17 protein-coding genes are annotated in these 15,459 nt (G+C 35.2%); 10 read left to right on the top strand and 7 right to left on the bottom strand.

The window, feature by feature from the left end:
• The first annotated feature begins 101 nt into the window (after positions 1-101).
• From HMPREF3264_RS08830 to HMPREF3264_RS08865, 8 genes are all read left to right on the top strand, one after another.
• On the top strand, positions 102-2,507 hold the full coding sequence (locus tag HMPREF3264_RS08830) for a Na+/H+ antiporter subunit A (RefSeq protein WP_070873057.1): 2,406 nt from the start codon (positions 102-104) through the stop codon (positions 2,505-2,507).
• Positions 2,500-2,928, top strand: coding sequence for a Na+/H+ antiporter Mnh1 subunit B (gene mnhB1, locus HMPREF3264_RS08835; RefSeq protein WP_002441786.1), 429 nt, complete (start codon positions 2,500-2,502; stop codon positions 2,926-2,928). The genes HMPREF3264_RS08830 and mnhB1 overlap by 8 nt, the downstream gene beginning before the upstream one ends.
• Positions 2,928-3,275: a Na+/H+ antiporter Mnh1 subunit C gene (mnhC1, locus tag HMPREF3264_RS08840; protein WP_044466322.1), complete on the top strand. Its 348-nt coding sequence runs from the start codon at positions 2,928-2,930 to the stop codon at positions 3,273-3,275. The genes mnhB1 and mnhC1 overlap by 1 nt, the downstream gene beginning before the upstream one ends.
• Positions 3,262-4,758 (top strand): Na+/H+ antiporter Mnh1 subunit D, encoded by a 1,497-nt coding sequence (mnhD1, locus tag HMPREF3264_RS08845; RefSeq protein WP_070873059.1) that lies wholly within the window; start codon positions 3,262-3,264, stop codon positions 4,756-4,758. The genes mnhC1 and mnhD1 overlap by 14 nt, the downstream gene beginning before the upstream one ends.
• Position 4,759: 1 nt before the next feature.
• Positions 4,760-5,239 (top strand): Na+/H+ antiporter Mnh1 subunit E, encoded by a 480-nt coding sequence (gene mnhE1, locus HMPREF3264_RS08850; RefSeq protein ID WP_002441780.1) that lies wholly within the window; start codon positions 4,760-4,762, stop codon positions 5,237-5,239.
• A complete protein-coding gene (gene mnhF1, locus HMPREF3264_RS08855) occupies positions 5,239-5,532 on the top strand; it encodes a Na+/H+ antiporter Mnh1 subunit F (protein WP_002441778.1) in 294 nt (97 codons plus the stop codon). The genes mnhE1 and mnhF1 overlap by 1 nt, the downstream gene beginning before the upstream one ends.
• A complete protein-coding gene (mnhG1, locus tag HMPREF3264_RS08860) occupies positions 5,510-5,866 on the top strand; it encodes a Na+/H+ antiporter Mnh1 subunit G (protein WP_002441776.1) in 357 nt (118 codons plus the stop codon). Before mnhF1 ends, mnhG1 begins: the two co-directional genes overlap by 23 nt.
• Before the next feature lie 227 nt (positions 5,867-6,093).
• Complete coding sequence (locus HMPREF3264_RS08865) at positions 6,094-7,251, top strand: FAD/NAD(P)-binding protein (protein ID WP_070873060.1); 1,158 nt, start codon at positions 6,094-6,096, stop codon at positions 7,249-7,251.
• A 77-nt stretch (positions 7,252-7,328) separates the two neighbouring features.
• Here the strand turns inward: HMPREF3264_RS08865 and HMPREF3264_RS08870 are convergent, their stop codons facing one another.
• The 6 genes from HMPREF3264_RS08870 to HMPREF3264_RS08895 all read right to left on the bottom strand — a co-directional run bounded on the left by HMPREF3264_RS08870 (position 7,329) and on the right by HMPREF3264_RS08895 (position 13,316).
• Positions 7,329-7,703 (bottom strand): PaaI family thioesterase, encoded by a 375-nt coding sequence (locus HMPREF3264_RS08870; RefSeq protein WP_070832120.1) that lies wholly within the window; start codon positions 7,701-7,703, stop codon positions 7,329-7,331.
• A 22-nt stretch (positions 7,704-7,725) separates the two neighbouring features.
• Entirely contained in the window at positions 7,726-9,042 is a 1,317-nt protein-coding gene (locus tag HMPREF3264_RS08875) for a Na+/H+ antiporter family protein (RefSeq protein WP_070873063.1), read from the bottom strand.
• 215 nt (positions 9,043-9,257) lie between these two features.
• Positions 9,258-10,739 carry a M17 family metallopeptidase gene (locus HMPREF3264_RS08880; RefSeq protein WP_070873066.1) on the bottom strand — a complete coding sequence of 494 codons (1,482 nt, stop codon included), beginning with the start codon at positions 10,737-10,739 and terminating at the stop codon, positions 9,258-9,260.
• A gap of 112 nt (positions 10,740-10,851) precedes the next feature.
• Entirely contained in the window at positions 10,852-12,060 is a 1,209-nt protein-coding gene (locus HMPREF3264_RS08885; protein WP_002441766.1) for an NAD(P)/FAD-dependent oxidoreductase, read from the bottom strand.
• Positions 12,061-12,634: 574 nt separating this feature from the next.
• Complete coding sequence (locus tag HMPREF3264_RS08890) at positions 12,635-12,994, bottom strand: HesB/IscA family protein (RefSeq protein ID WP_037541238.1); 360 nt, start codon at positions 12,992-12,994, stop codon at positions 12,635-12,637.
• Positions 12,995-13,070: 76 nt separating this feature from the next.
• Positions 13,071-13,316 carry a YuzB family protein gene (locus tag HMPREF3264_RS08895; RefSeq protein ID WP_070832133.1) on the bottom strand — a complete coding sequence of 82 codons (246 nt, stop codon included), beginning with the start codon at positions 13,314-13,316 and terminating at the stop codon, positions 13,071-13,073.
• A 313-nt stretch (positions 13,317-13,629) separates the two neighbouring features.
• Here HMPREF3264_RS08895 and HMPREF3264_RS08900 point away from each other — a divergent pair, with 313 nt between their 5' ends.
• Positions 13,630-14,694, top strand: a complete 1,065-nt coding sequence (locus HMPREF3264_RS08900) for an NAD(P)/FAD-dependent oxidoreductase (RefSeq protein ID WP_002441759.1) — start codon at positions 13,630-13,632, stop codon at positions 14,692-14,694.
• 60 nt (positions 14,695-14,754) lie between these two features.
• On the opposite strand, the gene HMPREF3264_RS08905 is transcribed toward HMPREF3264_RS08900, so the two are convergent.
• Positions 14,755-15,075, bottom strand: a complete 321-nt coding sequence (locus HMPREF3264_RS08905; RefSeq protein ID WP_070873068.1) for a YuzD family protein — start codon at positions 15,073-15,075, stop codon at positions 14,755-14,757.
• Positions 15,076-15,174: 99 nt separating this feature from the next.
• On the opposite strand from HMPREF3264_RS08905, the gene HMPREF3264_RS08910 reads away from it, so the two are divergent.
• Positions 15,175-15,417 carry a NifU family protein gene (locus HMPREF3264_RS08910; RefSeq protein ID WP_002433501.1) on the top strand — a complete coding sequence of 81 codons (243 nt, stop codon included), beginning with the start codon at positions 15,175-15,177 and terminating at the stop codon, positions 15,415-15,417.
• The last annotated feature ends 42 nt before the right edge of the window (positions 15,418-15,459 follow it).

Raw genomic sequence — 15,459 nt, forward strand, 5'->3', positions numbered from 1 at the left:
TCCTTTAAAATCAATGCTTATAAGCGTTGACGAGGTTTTTCAGAAGAAGTTCATTCATGTATAATGTTATTCATAAATATATTTTAAAGGAGGACAACATAGTGAGTTGGTTACATATTGCGGTACTCCTACCGTTAATATTTGCACTCATTATTCCTATCCTATATCGATTCGTTAAACGTATACACTTAGGATGGTTTGTATTACCTGTCCCAATTGTCTTATTTATTTATTTTATTTCTTTAATTTCAATAACGATGTCAGGTAATACCGTAATGAAAACCTTAAATTGGATGCCACATTTTGGAATGAACTTCAATTTATATGTGGACGGTCTCGGACTGTTGTTTAGTTTACTCATCACAGGTATAGGTAGCTTAGTTGTTTTATATTCTATTGGCTATTTAAGTAAATCTGAGCAACTCGGGAATTTTTATTGTTATTTATTACTATTTATGGGCGCAATGTTAGGAGTTGTACTCTCTGATAACTTAATTATTTTATATCTATTTTGGGAGTTAACTTCATTTTCTAGCTTTTTACTTATTTCATTTTGGAGAGAGAAGAAAGCTTCTATATATGGTGCGCAAAAGTCACTTATCTTAACAGTGTTAGGTGGACTTAGTTTATTAGGAGGTATCATCCTCTTATCTTTAGCTGCAGATACATTCAGCATTCAAACAATGATTGAAAAAGCGAGCGAGATTCAAAACAGTCCATACTTTATCTTAGCAATGGTACTTGTTATGATTGGCGCATTTACAAAATCGGCTCAAGTCCCATTTTACATATGGTTACCTGATGCAATGGAAGCACCTACCCCAGTAAGTGCCTACTTACACTCTGCGACAATGGTTAAAGCAGGTCTTTATTTAGTAGCAAGAATGACACCTATCTTTGCCATTTCTGAAGGTTGGGTGTGGACCATCACTTTAGTAGGTCTTATCACACTATTTTGGGCATCGCTGAATGCAACGAAACAACAGGATTTAAAAGGAATCCTAGCGTTTTCAACTGTGTCTCAACTCGGTATGATTATGTCAATGTTAGGTATTGGTGCTGTGAGTTACCATTATCAAGGTGCTGATAGTCAGCTGTATGTTGCAGGTTTTGTTGCTGCAATTTTCCATTTAATTAATCATGCTACATTTAAAGGTGCATTGTTTATGATTACAGGTGGTATAGACCACGCTACAGGTACTCGTAACGTTAAGAAATTAGGTGGATTACTTACAATCATGCCAATTTCATTCACGATGACTATCATCACCGCATTAAGTATGGCTGGTGTTCCACCATTTAATGGTTTCTTATCTAAAGAGAAGTTTTTAGAGGCTATGATTGATGTTACTCATGCAGATTTAATGAGCTTAAACACATTAGGTATTATTTTCCCAATTATTGCGATAGTAGGAAGTATATTTACCTTTGTTTATTCTATTAAATTTATTATGCATATATTCTTTGGGAAATATAAACCCGACAGTTTACCGAAATCTGCACATGAATCATCGATGTTAATGCTTTTATCTCCAATTATTTTAACTATATTAGTTGTGGTATTTGGACTTTTCCCAAGCATATTAACTCAATCAATTATTGAACCTGCAACACAAGCAGTAAGTCAAACAACTGGAATCACTGCTGAATTCCATCTTTTCCATGGGATTACGCCGGCATTTATCTCTACTTTAGTCATCTATGTGGTCGGTATTTTACTTATTCTTACGTTTAGTTATTGGGTTCGTTTACTTGAAGCACAACCTAATCAACTTAAGTTTAACTATTGGTATGACACGACGGGTCGTGTAGTTCCAGGCTATTCTGAAAATATGACAAATAGCTATGTTACAGGTTTTTCTAGAAATAATTTAGTGATTATTTTTGGCATCTTAATACTACTTACATTCGTAACCTTATTAAGTGTGCCATTTCATATTACCTTTAAAGATGTAAGTCAGCTTCGTATATTTGAAGGCGGCATCTTGGTATTCTTACTTATTGCCTCATTCTTGATTATATTTGCGAAATCACGCTTATTTAGCATTATTATGTTGAGTGCAGTCGGTTATGCAATATCTGTATTATTTATATTCTTTAAAGCACCGGATTTAGCCTTAACTCAGTTTGTAGTTGAGTCTATCTCAACAGCTTTATTCTTATTATGCTTTTATCATTTACCTAACCTTAACCGCTACAATGAAAAGCCTGCATTTAAAGTTACGAATGCTTTGATTTCTATTGGCGTAGGTTTAGTAGTCATTATTTTAGGTCTAATCGGTTATGGAAATAGACATTTTGGTTCTATCACGAAGTATTATCAAGATCATGTTTACGATTTAGCACACGGCAAAAATATGGTGAACGTTATTCTTGTTGACTTCCGTGGCATGGATACATTATTCGAATCATCTGTATTAGGTATCGCCGGTTTAGGTGTATATACAATGATTAAGTTACGCCTTAAACAGAAAAATCAATCAAGCGAGGTGACTGACCATGAATAGACAAAAGAATAACTTAATGTTTCAATACGCAGCTATCGTCATTTTCTTCATGGTCATCGTCTTTGGATTCTCACTATTTCTAGCTGGGCACTATACACCCGGAGGAGGATTCGTCGGAGGTTTATTATTTGCGAGTGCACTTTTAGTCATTACAATCGCTTTCGATGTTAAAACAATGCGTAAAGTCTTCCCGTTGGATTTTAAAATTCTAATAGGTGTAGGTTTGTTATTCTGCGTAGGCACACCGATTGCCAGTTGGTTCATGTCAAAAAACTTTTTCACACATGTCACTTTTGACATTCCGTTACCCCTTCTTGAACCTATGCATATGACGACTGCGATGTTCTTCGACTTTGGGGTACTTTGTGCAGTAGTAGGAACTGTAATGACAATTATTATTTCGATTGGAGAGAACGAATAGTGGAAATTATCATGATATTTGTTAGTGGTATTCTCACAGCAATTAGTGTCTATCTCGTTTTGTCTAAAAGTTTGATACGAATTATTATGGGGACTACGCTACTAACACACGCTGCAAATTTATTTTTAATTACTATGGGCGGTTTGAAACATGGTACGGTTCCTATCTATGAAAAAGGAACTCCGAGCTATGTCGATCCTATCCCACAAGCACTAATTTTAACTGCTATCGTTATCGCATTTGCTACAACAGCATTTTTCTTAGTTCTTGCCTTTAGAACTTATAAAGAACTAGGTACAGATAACGTTGAACGTATGAAAGGAGCGCCGGAAGATGACAGAGAGTAACTTGCTCGTTTTAACGCTTGTGATACCTATTCTAACTGCAATTTTACTCATCTTTATTGGAAAGCGCCCGATAATCAAGCGTTATGTTGCACTGATTGGTTCAGCACTCACACTCATTGTGGCTATCATTAATTTAAGAAATGTATTACACGATGGTCCTTTAAAAGTAGAATTAGGTTCATGGAAAGCACCATACAGCATTGTGTTTGTATTAGATGTTTTTAGTGCTTTACTTATCATCACAAGTATTGTTATTACGATTTTAATTATTTTATATTCATATCGTTCCATTGGTATAGATCGAGAACGCTATTACTATTACTTTTCTATCATGTTTATGTTAATCGGTATTATCGGTGCATTTACGACTGGTGATATCTTTAACATGTTTGTATTCTTTGAAGTCTTTTTAATGTCTTCATATTGTTTATTAGTTATCGGTACCACGAAAATTCAACTCCAAGAAACAATCAAATATATATTAGTGAATGTCGTATCGTCATCATTCTTTGTTATGGGTGTCGCGGTACTTTATTCAGTAGTTGGTACTTTAAACTTAGCACATATTAGTGAAAGATTATCTAATCTATCTGTTCACGATAGTGGTCTCGTCAATATCGTCTTTATCTTATTTATTTTCGTCTTTGCCACTAAAGCTGGTGTATTCCCTATGTATGTATGGTTACCAGGTGCGTATTATGCCCCACCGGTTGCTATTATTACATTCTTTGGTGCACTACTTACCAAAGTGGGTGTATACGCCATTGCAAGAACATTGAGTTTATTCTTCAATAGTACGGTTAGCTTTTCACACTATGTGATTCTTTTCTTAGCGTTACTGACAATCATTTTCGGATGTGTGGGCGCAATAGCCTATTACGATACGAAGAAGATTATTCTTTACAATATAATGATAGCGGTTGGCGTTATCTTAGTTGGCGTTGCCATGATGAACGAGGCAGGAATGATGGGCGCAATATACTATACGATTCACGATATGTTAGTTAAAGCTTCACTGTTCTTACTCATCGGAGTGATGTATAAGATTACGAAATCGACCGATTTACGCAAGTTTGGTGGTTTAATTCAAGGATATCCTATTTTAGGATGGACATTCTTTATCGCTGCATTGAGTCTTGCTGGTATACCACCGTTAAGTGGTTTTTACGGGAAATTTTATATTGTTCAGGCTACATTTGAAAAGGGATTCTACCTAAGCGGTATCATAGTCCTCCTATCTAGCTTAATTGTTCTATATTCAGTGATTCGAATCTTCCTCAAAGGTTTCTTCGGCGAGGCAAGAGGCTATAATACAGCGCAGAAAGTGAATGTCAAATACCTGACTACAATCGCAGTAGTATCGACAGTGATTACAGTCCTATTCGGATTATCTGCAGATGTACTGTTCCCTATCATTAAAGAAGGCGCTGAAACATTTACTGATCCAAATATTTATATTCATAGCGTTTTAGGAGGTAAATAATATGGCCGCACAATTTATCGTAAACTTATTAGTCGCAATGATTTGGTTATTCGTTACAGACAGTTACACGTTAAATAACTTTGTATTGGGCTTCATCTTTGGCCTTGTTCTTGTCTACCTCCTACATCGTGTCATGCCAGGTCGATTCTACTTGGTAAGAGTGTATCGCATCATTATGTTAGTGCTCACATTTTTAAGTGAATTGATTAAGGCTAATTTTGATGTCCTGAAAATTATTTTAAAACCAAGTATTACCAATAAGCCAGGATTCTTCGTGTATGAAACAGACCTCAAGACAGATTGGCAAATCGTATTACTTTCAAATCTCATTACATTAACTCCAGGAACGGTAGTATTAGGTATCAGTGATGATCGCAAGAAAATCTATATCCATGCGATTGATTTTAGTACAAAGGAAGAAGAAGTAGAAAGTATCAAATCATCTCTAGAAAAGGTAGTAAGAAAGGTGGGTGAAAAATAATGACACATAATATATTTATCATAATTGCACTCATTATTGTCGTATTATCAATGTTAGCAATGCTTGTACGTGTCATTTTAGGCCCTTCTTTAGCCGATCGTGTAGTTGCACTAGATGCGATTGGACTACAATTGATGGCAGTCATTGCCTTATTTAGTATTTTACTAAATATTAAATATATGATTGTAGTTATTTTAATGGTAGGTATACTCGCCTTTTTAGGGACGGCAGTCTTTTCTAAATTTATGGATGAAGGTAAGGTGATAAAGCATGATAGCAACGATCGTCACTAGTATTGCAATAATCTTTGTCGTACTAGGTGCTTTAATAAGTGCCTTTGCAGCCATAGGTTTATTACGATTAAAAGATGTATATTCTAGAGCACATGCTGCTGGTAAAGCAGCCACACTTGGTGCCATGTTCTTACTCTTCGGTTCTTTCTTATATTTCATTGGTACTGAAGGTTATGTCAATATGCAGTTAATTATTGGAATTATCTTTGTCTTTATCACCGGCCCCCTTTCTAGTCATATGATTATGAAAGCAGCTTATAATATTCAAACACCTTATAGTAAAGAAACAAAAGTAGATGAAATAAAAGACGATATGAAGGATACGAAATTGTAGAATTCATGCGATATGCCCTCAAAAGTTGGAAAAAACCAATTATTGAGGGTACTTTTTTGTGAAAATCTCCTATTTGATGATGCTACACAACATCTTTCTCTTAATTTGCAATTTAGTCGAATGCACCTTACCTTCCGATAATTATTTTGTACTCTTAGATGAAATGTGATACTATTTAAATCGTAATTATTTAAATTTAAAAATAAAAAAATAAAGGAGCGGTTTGAATGCATTGGACAATAATCGGTGGTGGTATTCAAGGAACGACGGCAGCGATTAAATTAAGACACGAAGGTTTAGAAAAAGAGCAATTGACCATTATTGATCCTTATACAACTTTATGTGAACAATTTAATCAGTTCACCCAGCGTATTAGCATGCCTTTCTTGAGGTCACCATTCGTGCATCACATACATCCCCAACCCTTTCATCTCAAGCAATACGCAAAATTAAATCAATACACCTCAGCTTATTATGGTCCATACAAACGTCCACAAAGAGATATGTTTATGCATCATGTCCATGATTTAGTGCACCAGTACGAACTCAATGATTGTCACATTCAAGGTACCGTATCTAAATTAAACCGCTATAGAGGTAAGTGGCAAATCCAGTTAAAGAGCGGCAAGATGGTCACGACTGACTGTGTTGTGATTGCGAGTGGCTGTAATCATAGACCTTTCATACCTGAACAATTTAAAGAGAATGCAAAAGCAACACATATCTTTGATTCTAATTACAATGCTGAAATAGACAGTAAAACAAATCATGTTTTAGGTTCTGGTATATCTGCTGCTCATTTAACATTGAAATTATTAAACCATCAAAATAGCGATGACATCATACATCTTTGGCTTAACAAACAAATTGAAATACATGATTTCGATGCAGATCCAGGATGGTTGGGTCCTAAACGAATGAATCAATTATCAGTGATTTCATCATCTGCAGAACGGATGAAGCTCATTGAGCAAGAACGCCATAAAGGGTCAATGCCTATGGAGTTATTCTTACGTTTGAAGAAGCATGAACAATCCGGTAGATTACAGCTACATCATTCACCTATTGATGAGGTGTGTTCTAATCAAATTATTTCTGAAGGTCACACCTATCCTTACCAACACATTCTACTTGCAACTGGATTTGTAAATCAGTTAGGTGATCAACCATTTGTGCGCGCTCTGATTCACGAAGAAGATGCCCCGCTAAATGAGTGTGGTTATCCATCATTAACGTATGATCTTGAGTGGCTACCACAATTATTTGTGATGGGCGGACTTGCTGATCTTGAATTAGGTCCCTTTGCTCGAAACATTATGGGTGGTAAAGAAGGTGCTGAACGTATTAGTAAAGCGTTAAGCCGTTTAAGTAAAAAGATATCGTAGTATAAAAAAGCGCGTCCTTAGATTGTAAACTAACATGTTTTTTAACAATCTAAGGACGCGCTTTATTTGTATAATATTTATTTGATTGGTTTGATGGCTATTGTACCTCGCATAATGCTGATTAATTGATGATTGTCATCTTTTATTTCGACATTCCATACTTGAGTTGACTGACCTTGATGCACAATCGTTGCAGTTGCTGTTACACGACCTTCTCTTGTAGAGCGTATATGATTCGCATTCATTTCTAAACCTAAAGGTATATATTGATTTGTATCTATTAAATTTGCTGCTCCCATAGAGCATGCTGTTTCACCTAAAGCTAGACTCGCCCCACCATGTAAATAACCGAAAGGCTGTTTTACCTTGTCAGTGACTGGCATAGAAATGACTACCTTGCCGTTGTCTTCATTTTCAATTCGCATTTCAAATGTCTCTAAAAGATTCGTCATGCTTTACACCTCATTTCATATTTTATAGTACCATAGCAGCTATCGTACCAAAAATCATTAGAGGTATATTATAGAATAAGAAATTCGGCACACATGTGTCACGAATATGATCGTGTTGACCATCAATATTTAGCCCTGCCGTTGGACCTAATGTTGAATCACTAGCGGGTGAACCTGAATCACCTAATGCACTCGCTGTACCAATGAGCGCAATCAGTGCCATCGTATCAAGACCAATGGATGCACCAAACGGTATAAATAATGACGCTATAATTGGAATGGTCGCAAATGAAGAACCAATGCCTAACGTAACGATAAGACCAATCACGTACATCATTATAATACTAATCAATTTATGATCACCTGTCAGACTCGTTAAACCTTTCACTAAGGTATCAATATCCCCTGTCGCATTCATCACGCCAGCAAATCCATTTGCCGTTAAAATAACTACACCAATGTAGGCCATTATTTTAATACCATCTACAAATTGCTCGTCTAATTCATACCACTTATATACTCTTGAAACAAAGAAGACAAGTACACCTGCAAGTGCACCAAATATCATAGAATCTGTAAATGTTTGAACTAAGAAAGTAGCTAATATCGCAATGACAGTCACGATTAACACATAAGGCTTTAATTCAGTCACTGTTTCACGATTGTTCACATTGCGTTGCTCGTAACCACGTGGCTTTCTATAAACGATAAGGCCTAATATCAGCCCTACAATATAACCCATTGATGGGATCAGCATCGCTTTCCAAATCATGTTAAATTCAATTGGATGATGTGCCTTTTGGAAACCGCTTTGAATAATTTGTTGGAAAATTTGACCGAAACCATAAGGAAGTAGAACATATGGCCAACATAATCCAAAACCAATGACTAGACCAATGAGTCGTCTATCAACCCTTAAATCATTAAATAAACTAATTAATGGTGGTATAACAATTGGAATAAATGCGATATGTACTGGAATTAAGTTTTGACTCATAATACTCATTGCTAATAAGGCAATAATAATGATGACTTTCACTTTTATTCGGGAGAGCCTACTATTTTCAGAGTGAATGCCTTCAATGATTTTACCGACTAAGTAATCAGTAATCCCACTATAAGAAATGAGTGCCGCAAATCCTCCTAATAAAGCATAACTCAATGCAACTTCTGCACCGTCTGTAATATTCTTTCCAAATACACTAATAACTTTCTCAACACTCATGCCAGAAATTAAACCACCCACAAGTGCACTGATAAATAAACTAATGACTACGTTTAATCTACATAGACATAACACAATCATTAGTATTACCGCTATGACAACTGCATTAACCATGACGCTCTCCATCCTTTATCACTCTATCGAACTAAAGTATTTATAATCTACATAGTAGCAATACATGATTTCAATGTCAATGTTAAAAGAGATCAGTCGCTTACGTTTTCCCCGGACAAAAATTCATAATTAAAATATAAACTTTGAAGGGAATTTTCCGTCATCCGACTAATCTCTAAATTTATATTGTTATCCATTTCTATGAGTGAATATATTTATTTATATTGCTGTTTCATCCATTCAATTACAGTAGGAATCATATAGCCTGTAGGTCCTTTAGGTCCTTTGAATGTAGCTCTGTTAATCGTAGCAGGACCTGCAATATCAAAATGAATATGTGGCGTCTGACCACTAAAGTGAGTAATAAACGCTGCTGCAAATAATGCTTTACCATGCCCATTCGTATGATTAACTAAATCAGCAACATCTGATTTCTTTATTAATTGCTTTTCCGTTTCTGTCATTGGTAATTCAAATACCTTTTCATCAACAGCTCTTGCAGTACCTAACAAGCTGTTGATTTCATTTTCAGCGTGAGAGTGAAAGGCAGCTGCCTTATCTTCGCCAAGTGCTACTACTGCAGCTCCAGTCAATGTTGCAAAATCCAATATAAGATGAGGTTGGAATTGTGTGGCATAAAATACAGCATCTCCCAATACCATACGACCCTCAGCATCACTATTTAACATTTCAACTGTCTCACCATTTAATGCAGTAAACACATCATCAGGTTTCATAGAGGCTTCGTTAATCATATTCTCAGCAGAAGCAATAATTCCTACCACATTCACAGGTAAACGTAATTTCGCGATGCTATCTATCATACCCACGACATTCGCAGCCCCGCACATATCAAATTTCATCGTCTGCATACCCATCTTAGACTTTATACTATAGCCGCCTGAATCATATGTAATTCCCTTACCAACTAACGCAAGTGGCGCTTCGTCTTCCTTGCCACCGTTATATGTCATCGTAATTAATCTTGGACCATTTACAGAACCTTTACCTACCGCATGAAGGAGACCAAACCCTTCAGACACAATCGTTTCAGCATCTTTAATATCTACCGTAACTTCACTTTCTTTAAAATGATCATCAATTTCTTCGGCAAAGTATTTCGGTGTCAGAATATTCGGAGGCATTTGACTCAATTCTCGCGCAAGATTAATAGACTGTCCTAATTGCTGACCTTCTTGAATATAAGAATCTATATCTTTATGAGTAGTTTGGATACTAATATTTAGTTGATACGGTGCCTTTTTATCTGATTTATAATTATCGAATTGATAAATGGCTTGTTCACTTTGTAAGCCGAACGCTTTAGCGACTTCTGAAGGATGATTATATTTAGAGATAAACGTATCTAAGAGTAACTCTGCTTCATTGATATGTTCTGCCTTTATATATTGAAAAGTATGTCCCCATACCTTTAATAATTGTTGATATGACAGATTTTTTAAGTTACCTAATCCAACTGTTAACAAACGTTTAGGTTGGTTATTTATATAAAACATAGTTGAAGATACTTTTCCTACTGAACTACCAATAATGTGATGCTGTTTTAACGTTTCAAGTTGGTCGGTCATTGATTCGTCATAGTATTTCACATCATTTAATTGATTAATATGATCTGGTAAACCAATCACAAGTGTTTCTATAGGTTGATTAGATTCTTTATTGATTTGAAAATTCATTATCTTCCTCCGTTCCACATAAGTGTATGTATATTGTAATATAAATAAATATTAAAAAACCTCCCGCTCGTGAGCAGGAGGCAAAATACATAATATGTTAATATGACTTAGTTTAGAATTTACCTTTTTTGAAAGCTAAACCTATGCCACCAATTTTGAATACAGCACGTGTATCAATGACTTTCTTCATGAATGCAGCTTTTTTACCTGCAATATCTCTGCCATAAACGATACCTACACCATCATGAGAACCTAATGAGCAAACTGTACCACGGTTAACATAGTGGAAGTCTTCTTTAGCTTCACCATTTAAGATATGTTTAATATTTTTAGCAACATGTTCACCTTGTTGCATCGCAATTTGTGCTGTAGTTGGTAATGGACGTTCTTCACCTTCAGGAATAAACGCTGAACAGTCACCAATTACAAAGATATCGTCATGACCTTCGATAGTTAAATCTTGTTTGTTGATGATACGTCCACGTTTAACACCTTCAAATGATTCTTCCATTAAGTGGCTACCACGAACACCAGCAGTCCAAACTGAAGTACCAGCTTCTAATTGTTGTTTTTCTCCGTTTACTTCTACTACGAAACCTTTGTCGTTACAAGCAACGATTGGCGTAGCAATTTTAAATTCTACACCGCGGTCTTCTAAGAAGTTTACAGCATAGCTAACAAGTTCGTCAGAGAACATTGGTAACATTTTAGGTGCAGCCTCAACACAAGTAATTTTTACTTTGCTTTGGTCAATACCATATTTACTGCATAATTCTGGAATTCTTTCAGTTAATTCACCTAAAAATTCAATTCCAGTAAAGCCAGCTCCACCTACTAAGATTGCTAAATCTTTGTCATCTTTTTCTTTAGAAGCTGCATAGTTTGCAAATTTATCTTCAATGTGACGAGATAATTTACGAGAAGTTAAAACGTTCTCAATTTGGAAAGCATAGTCTTTCATACCATCAATGCCAAATGTTTCACTTACGAATCCTAATGCTACAACTAAAACATCGTAGTCGTATACACCTTTATCAGTTTCAACACGTTTAGCATTGCGATCAATTTTTGTTACTTCAGCAACAACAAAATTTACTTTATCTTGTTTTAAAGCACTTTCAACTGGATACATTAAGTCTTCATAGTTGATAGTACCAGCAGAAGCTTCATGTAACCATGTTGATTCATAATGATATTCATTTTTGTTGATTAAAGTAATTTCTGCTTCATCAGTAGAAATTTCTTTTTGTAATTTAGTAACAGTTTGTAAACCAGCATAGCCGGCACCTAAAACTAATACTTTCTTACGATTTTGAGCCATCTCTAATTCACCTAAGCTTTCATAATATTTTAACCAAAATGAAGATTAAGGCTATAAACTTATGACAAAGTAAATTGCCTTATCATTATAGACTTCCTCGACATCTTAAATTATAACGTCTTTTAATCAGGCCAAATCTTTAGTTGTTCACACAAAAGACAATTTTTAATCCAACTATAATTTTATAGCTTTTACACTACATTTTCAAGTTACAACAAGCGAGATTGTGAAATTTTTAATTTAACGAATGCTTCCTAAAATGAAGTGTAAATGTGTACCAATTTTAATTAAGAGACGATCCATTAAATTAACTATTATCCAAACAGTTACACACTAACTTATACCCTTTTAAACATTTTTAAAATACAAAAAAAGGCTGGGACATAATTAATTGTCTCAGCTTTCTTTAACATATTGGCAGTAGATGTCTGAATTGAAAGTGCGCTTATATCAAGCTTCTTTCAATCCTAGCCATCCTTGCCGGGGTGGGACAACGAAAATAATTTTGCTAAATTATATTTCTGTCCCACTCCCCTTAATACAAAATCATTGTATTTAATTTGTTATAGGATAATTAACATTGTTCAGGGTTTCCTGAAACTTTAGCTGTTTTAAATGAACTGCCACAACCACATGAAGCGATGGCATTCGGGTTATCGATTTGGAAACCGCCACCCATTAATGATTGTTTAAAATCAATTGTCGTACCATTTAAAACTGGTGCGTCATATTTATCTACGAGCACTTTAAGTCCATAATACTCTAACACTTCGTCATTATCGCCAGGTGTTTCTTCAGCAGACATACCGTATGTTAACCCAGTACATCCACCGCCATTTACTTTAATTTTTAAATAGCCATCTGACATATCATTACTTGCTAACATATCTTTCACTTCATAAGCTGCTGCTTCTGTTAAGATTACCGTTGGCATATTACTACCTCCCAAGATCATTCTCTCTGATAATAAAATTCTACTAAATCTATTCTAATATGATTTGCTTTTCTCATTAAAACATATTCGTAATATCATTTTCTTCAATATGTTTATAAATGTTATTTAATAAATCATCCGGTGTATCACCTTCAACAATATCACCATCGACAAGTGCATACAACCCACTAGAACATATCCCACAATTTTGTAGGCATCCGTATTCTAATACATCAACACCTGGATCATTTTCTAGTTTTTCGTAGACAATATCTCCGCCCTTTGCCATATTCGAGACACAAAATTCTACTAACGGGAACATAAGACACCTTCTTAATATTTATTAGTTCACATATTATAACAAAGTTACTGCCTCTATGACTATCCGTCAGCTTGACGATTTCTACAACCTACATTTTTACTATTTTTACAAATTAAATTGCATTCTACATTTGTTTGTAGTCATTTTGAAAAACCGATATAATAGTGTTACACATACATATTTACTTTAAAATTCAGGGGTTAAGTAAATATTACGAAAGTTATCTTTGATGTTAACGGGTACATGAAAGATATTTTTAAAAGGGTCTCAATAATTAATAAATAAAATATGTTGAATAAAGGGGTATAAGGTAATGAAAAACTTAGTATTACTAGGCGGGGGTTACGGTAATATGCGAATTATGTCACGTATTTTACCTAATTCAATTCCCGAGGGGTACAACGTGACGTTAGTCGATCGTATGCCATTCCACGGTTTAAAGCCTGAATTCTATGCATTGGCAGCAGGAACGAAATCCGACAAAGATGTGCGCATGCGCTTTCCTGATAATAACCAAATTAATACGGTTTATGGAGAAATAAATGACATCGATTTGGACGCACAAATTATCTCAGTAGGAAATTCAAAAATTGACTACGATGAACTTATTATAGGTCTTGGTTGTGAAGATAAATATCATAATGTACCAGGTGCAGAGGAATACACGCATAGTATTCAGACTTTGTCTAAATCTCGTGATACTTTCCATAGTATTAGTGAATTACCAAGTGGCGCTCGCGTAGGTATCGTTGGCGCAGGATTAAGTGGTATCGAATTAGCAAGTGAGCTACGTGAAAGTCGCTCAGATTTAGAAATCTTACTTTATGACAGAGGTCCACGTATTTTAAGAAATTTTCCTGAAAAGTTAAGTAAATACATATCAAATTGGTTCTCAAAACATAATGTTACTGTAGTACCAAATTCAATCATTGATCGCGTTGAACCAGGGAAAATTTATAATAATGGAGAACCAGAAAACATTGATTTAGTAGTATGGACTGCTGGTATACAACCTGTTGAAGTGGTTAGAAATTTACCTATCGATATCAGTAATACCGGACGTGTCATTCTTAATCAATATCATCAAGTTCCAACATACAAAAATGTTTACGTCGTAGGCGATTGTGCAGATCTTCCTCATGCACCAAGTGCTCAATTAGCTGAATATCAAGGCGATCAAATTGCTGATGTGCTCAAGAAACAGTGGAATAATGAACCACTTCCTGAAAAGATGCCTGAAATTAAAATTCAAGGTTTCTTAGGATCACTTGGAGACAAACAAGGTTTCGCGTACATTATGGATCGCACGGTGACTGGACGTTTAGCTTCTATACTTAAGTCCGGCGTATTATGGCTTTATAAATATCATAATGGTTAAATATGTTTATGAAGGCAAGTTCTATTTATTCTAGAACCTGCCTTCAATTTGTATATTCAATTAATTTTCAAAGTGAGTGTCAATAAAACGTGTGACTTGCTTCGTTTGAATGTATCCATCAGCGACATATTCATCGTTCATTGTCACTAAAGGGTAAAATAGCTCATCTTCATGAATTCTTTCAATAAACTGTTCATCATGATCCGTCAAATTCTCTTTATCTTTATTGATATCAATATATGTGAACTCAAAATGATGTTCAGGAAACTTTCTTTTAAGTAATGGTTGTAACCACTCAAATGTATCTTTTGAGGTTGGTGCATTAACGCAACTCGCACACACCACATCAGCGCCATACACAACAACACTAATTTTAGTCATCAAAATCCCCCATCTTGTTTTATAGATTTTTACTACTGAATCTATTATAATGAATAAATAATGATTATGAAATAAATGACTTGAAAGGAGACATGTCTCATGCCTACTGAGAATGCAACAATGTTCGATCAAGTAGCTGAAGTCATTGAACGCTTACGTCCTTTTTTATTACGTGACGGCGGTGACTGTACACTCGTAGACGTCGAAGATGGTATTGTTAAATTACAACTACACGGCGCTTGTGGTACATGCCCAAGTTCTACAATCACATTAAAAGCTGGTATTGAACGCGCACTTCACGAAGAAGTTCCAGGCGTTATCGAAGTAGAACAAGTATTCTAATTCAATATATAAGAAACGCGATAAGTGCTCTAATGAGCGCTT

The sequence above is a fragment of the Staphylococcus sp. HMSC62A08 genome (genome assembly GCF_001839105.1).
Classification (GTDB): Bacteria; Bacillota; Bacilli; order Staphylococcales; family Staphylococcaceae; genus Staphylococcus; species Staphylococcus caprae.

What these genes read in the sequence shown, in the direction of transcription:
- mnhB1 (WP_002441786.1), top strand. Translation starts at nt 2,500, where the DNA reads ATGAATAGACAAAAGAATAACTTAATGTTTCAATACGCAGCTATCGTC.
- mnhD1 (WP_070873059.1), top strand. Translation starts at nt 3,262, where the DNA reads ATGACAGAGAGTAACTTGCTCGTTTTAACGCTTGTGATACCTATTCTA.
- mnhE1 (WP_002441780.1), top strand. Translation starts at nt 4,760, where the DNA reads ATGGCCGCACAATTTATCGTAAACTTATTAGTCGCAATGATTTGGTTA.
- mnhF1 (WP_002441778.1), top strand. Translation starts at nt 5,239, where the DNA reads ATGACACATAATATATTTATCATAATTGCACTCATTATTGTCGTATTA.
- mnhG1 (WP_002441776.1), top strand. Translation starts at nt 5,510, where the DNA reads ATGATAGCAACGATCGTCACTAGTATTGCAATAATCTTTGTCGTACTA.
- HMPREF3264_RS08865 (WP_070873060.1), top strand. Translation starts at nt 6,094, where the DNA reads ATGCATTGGACAATAATCGGTGGTGGTATTCAAGGAACGACGGCAGCG.
- HMPREF3264_RS08870 (WP_070832120.1), bottom strand. Translation starts at nt 7,703, where the DNA reads ATGACGAATCTTTTAGAGACATTTGAAATGCGAATTGAAAATGAAGAC.
- HMPREF3264_RS08875 (WP_070873063.1), bottom strand. Translation starts at nt 9,042, where the DNA reads ATGGTTAATGCAGTTGTCATAGCGGTAATACTAATGATTGTGTTATGT.
- HMPREF3264_RS08880 (WP_070873066.1), bottom strand. Translation starts at nt 10,739, where the DNA reads ATGAATTTTCAAATCAATAAAGAATCTAATCAACCTATAGAAACACTT.
- HMPREF3264_RS08885 (WP_002441766.1), bottom strand. Translation starts at nt 12,060, where the DNA reads ATGGCTCAAAATCGTAAGAAAGTATTAGTTTTAGGTGCCGGCTATGCT.
- HMPREF3264_RS08890 (WP_037541238.1), bottom strand. Translation starts at nt 12,994, where the DNA reads ATGCCAACGGTAATCTTAACAGAAGCAGCAGCTTATGAAGTGAAAGAT.
- HMPREF3264_RS08895 (WP_070832133.1), bottom strand. Translation starts at nt 13,316, where the DNA reads ATGTTCCCGTTAGTAGAATTTTGTGTCTCGAATATGGCAAAGGGCGGA.
- HMPREF3264_RS08900 (WP_002441759.1), top strand. Translation starts at nt 13,630, where the DNA reads ATGAAAAACTTAGTATTACTAGGCGGGGGTTACGGTAATATGCGAATT.
- HMPREF3264_RS08905 (WP_070873068.1), bottom strand. Translation starts at nt 15,075, where the DNA reads ATGACTAAAATTAGTGTTGTTGTGTATGGCGCTGATGTGGTGTGTGCG.
- HMPREF3264_RS08910 (WP_002433501.1), top strand. Translation starts at nt 15,175, where the DNA reads ATGCCTACTGAGAATGCAACAATGTTCGATCAAGTAGCTGAAGTCATT.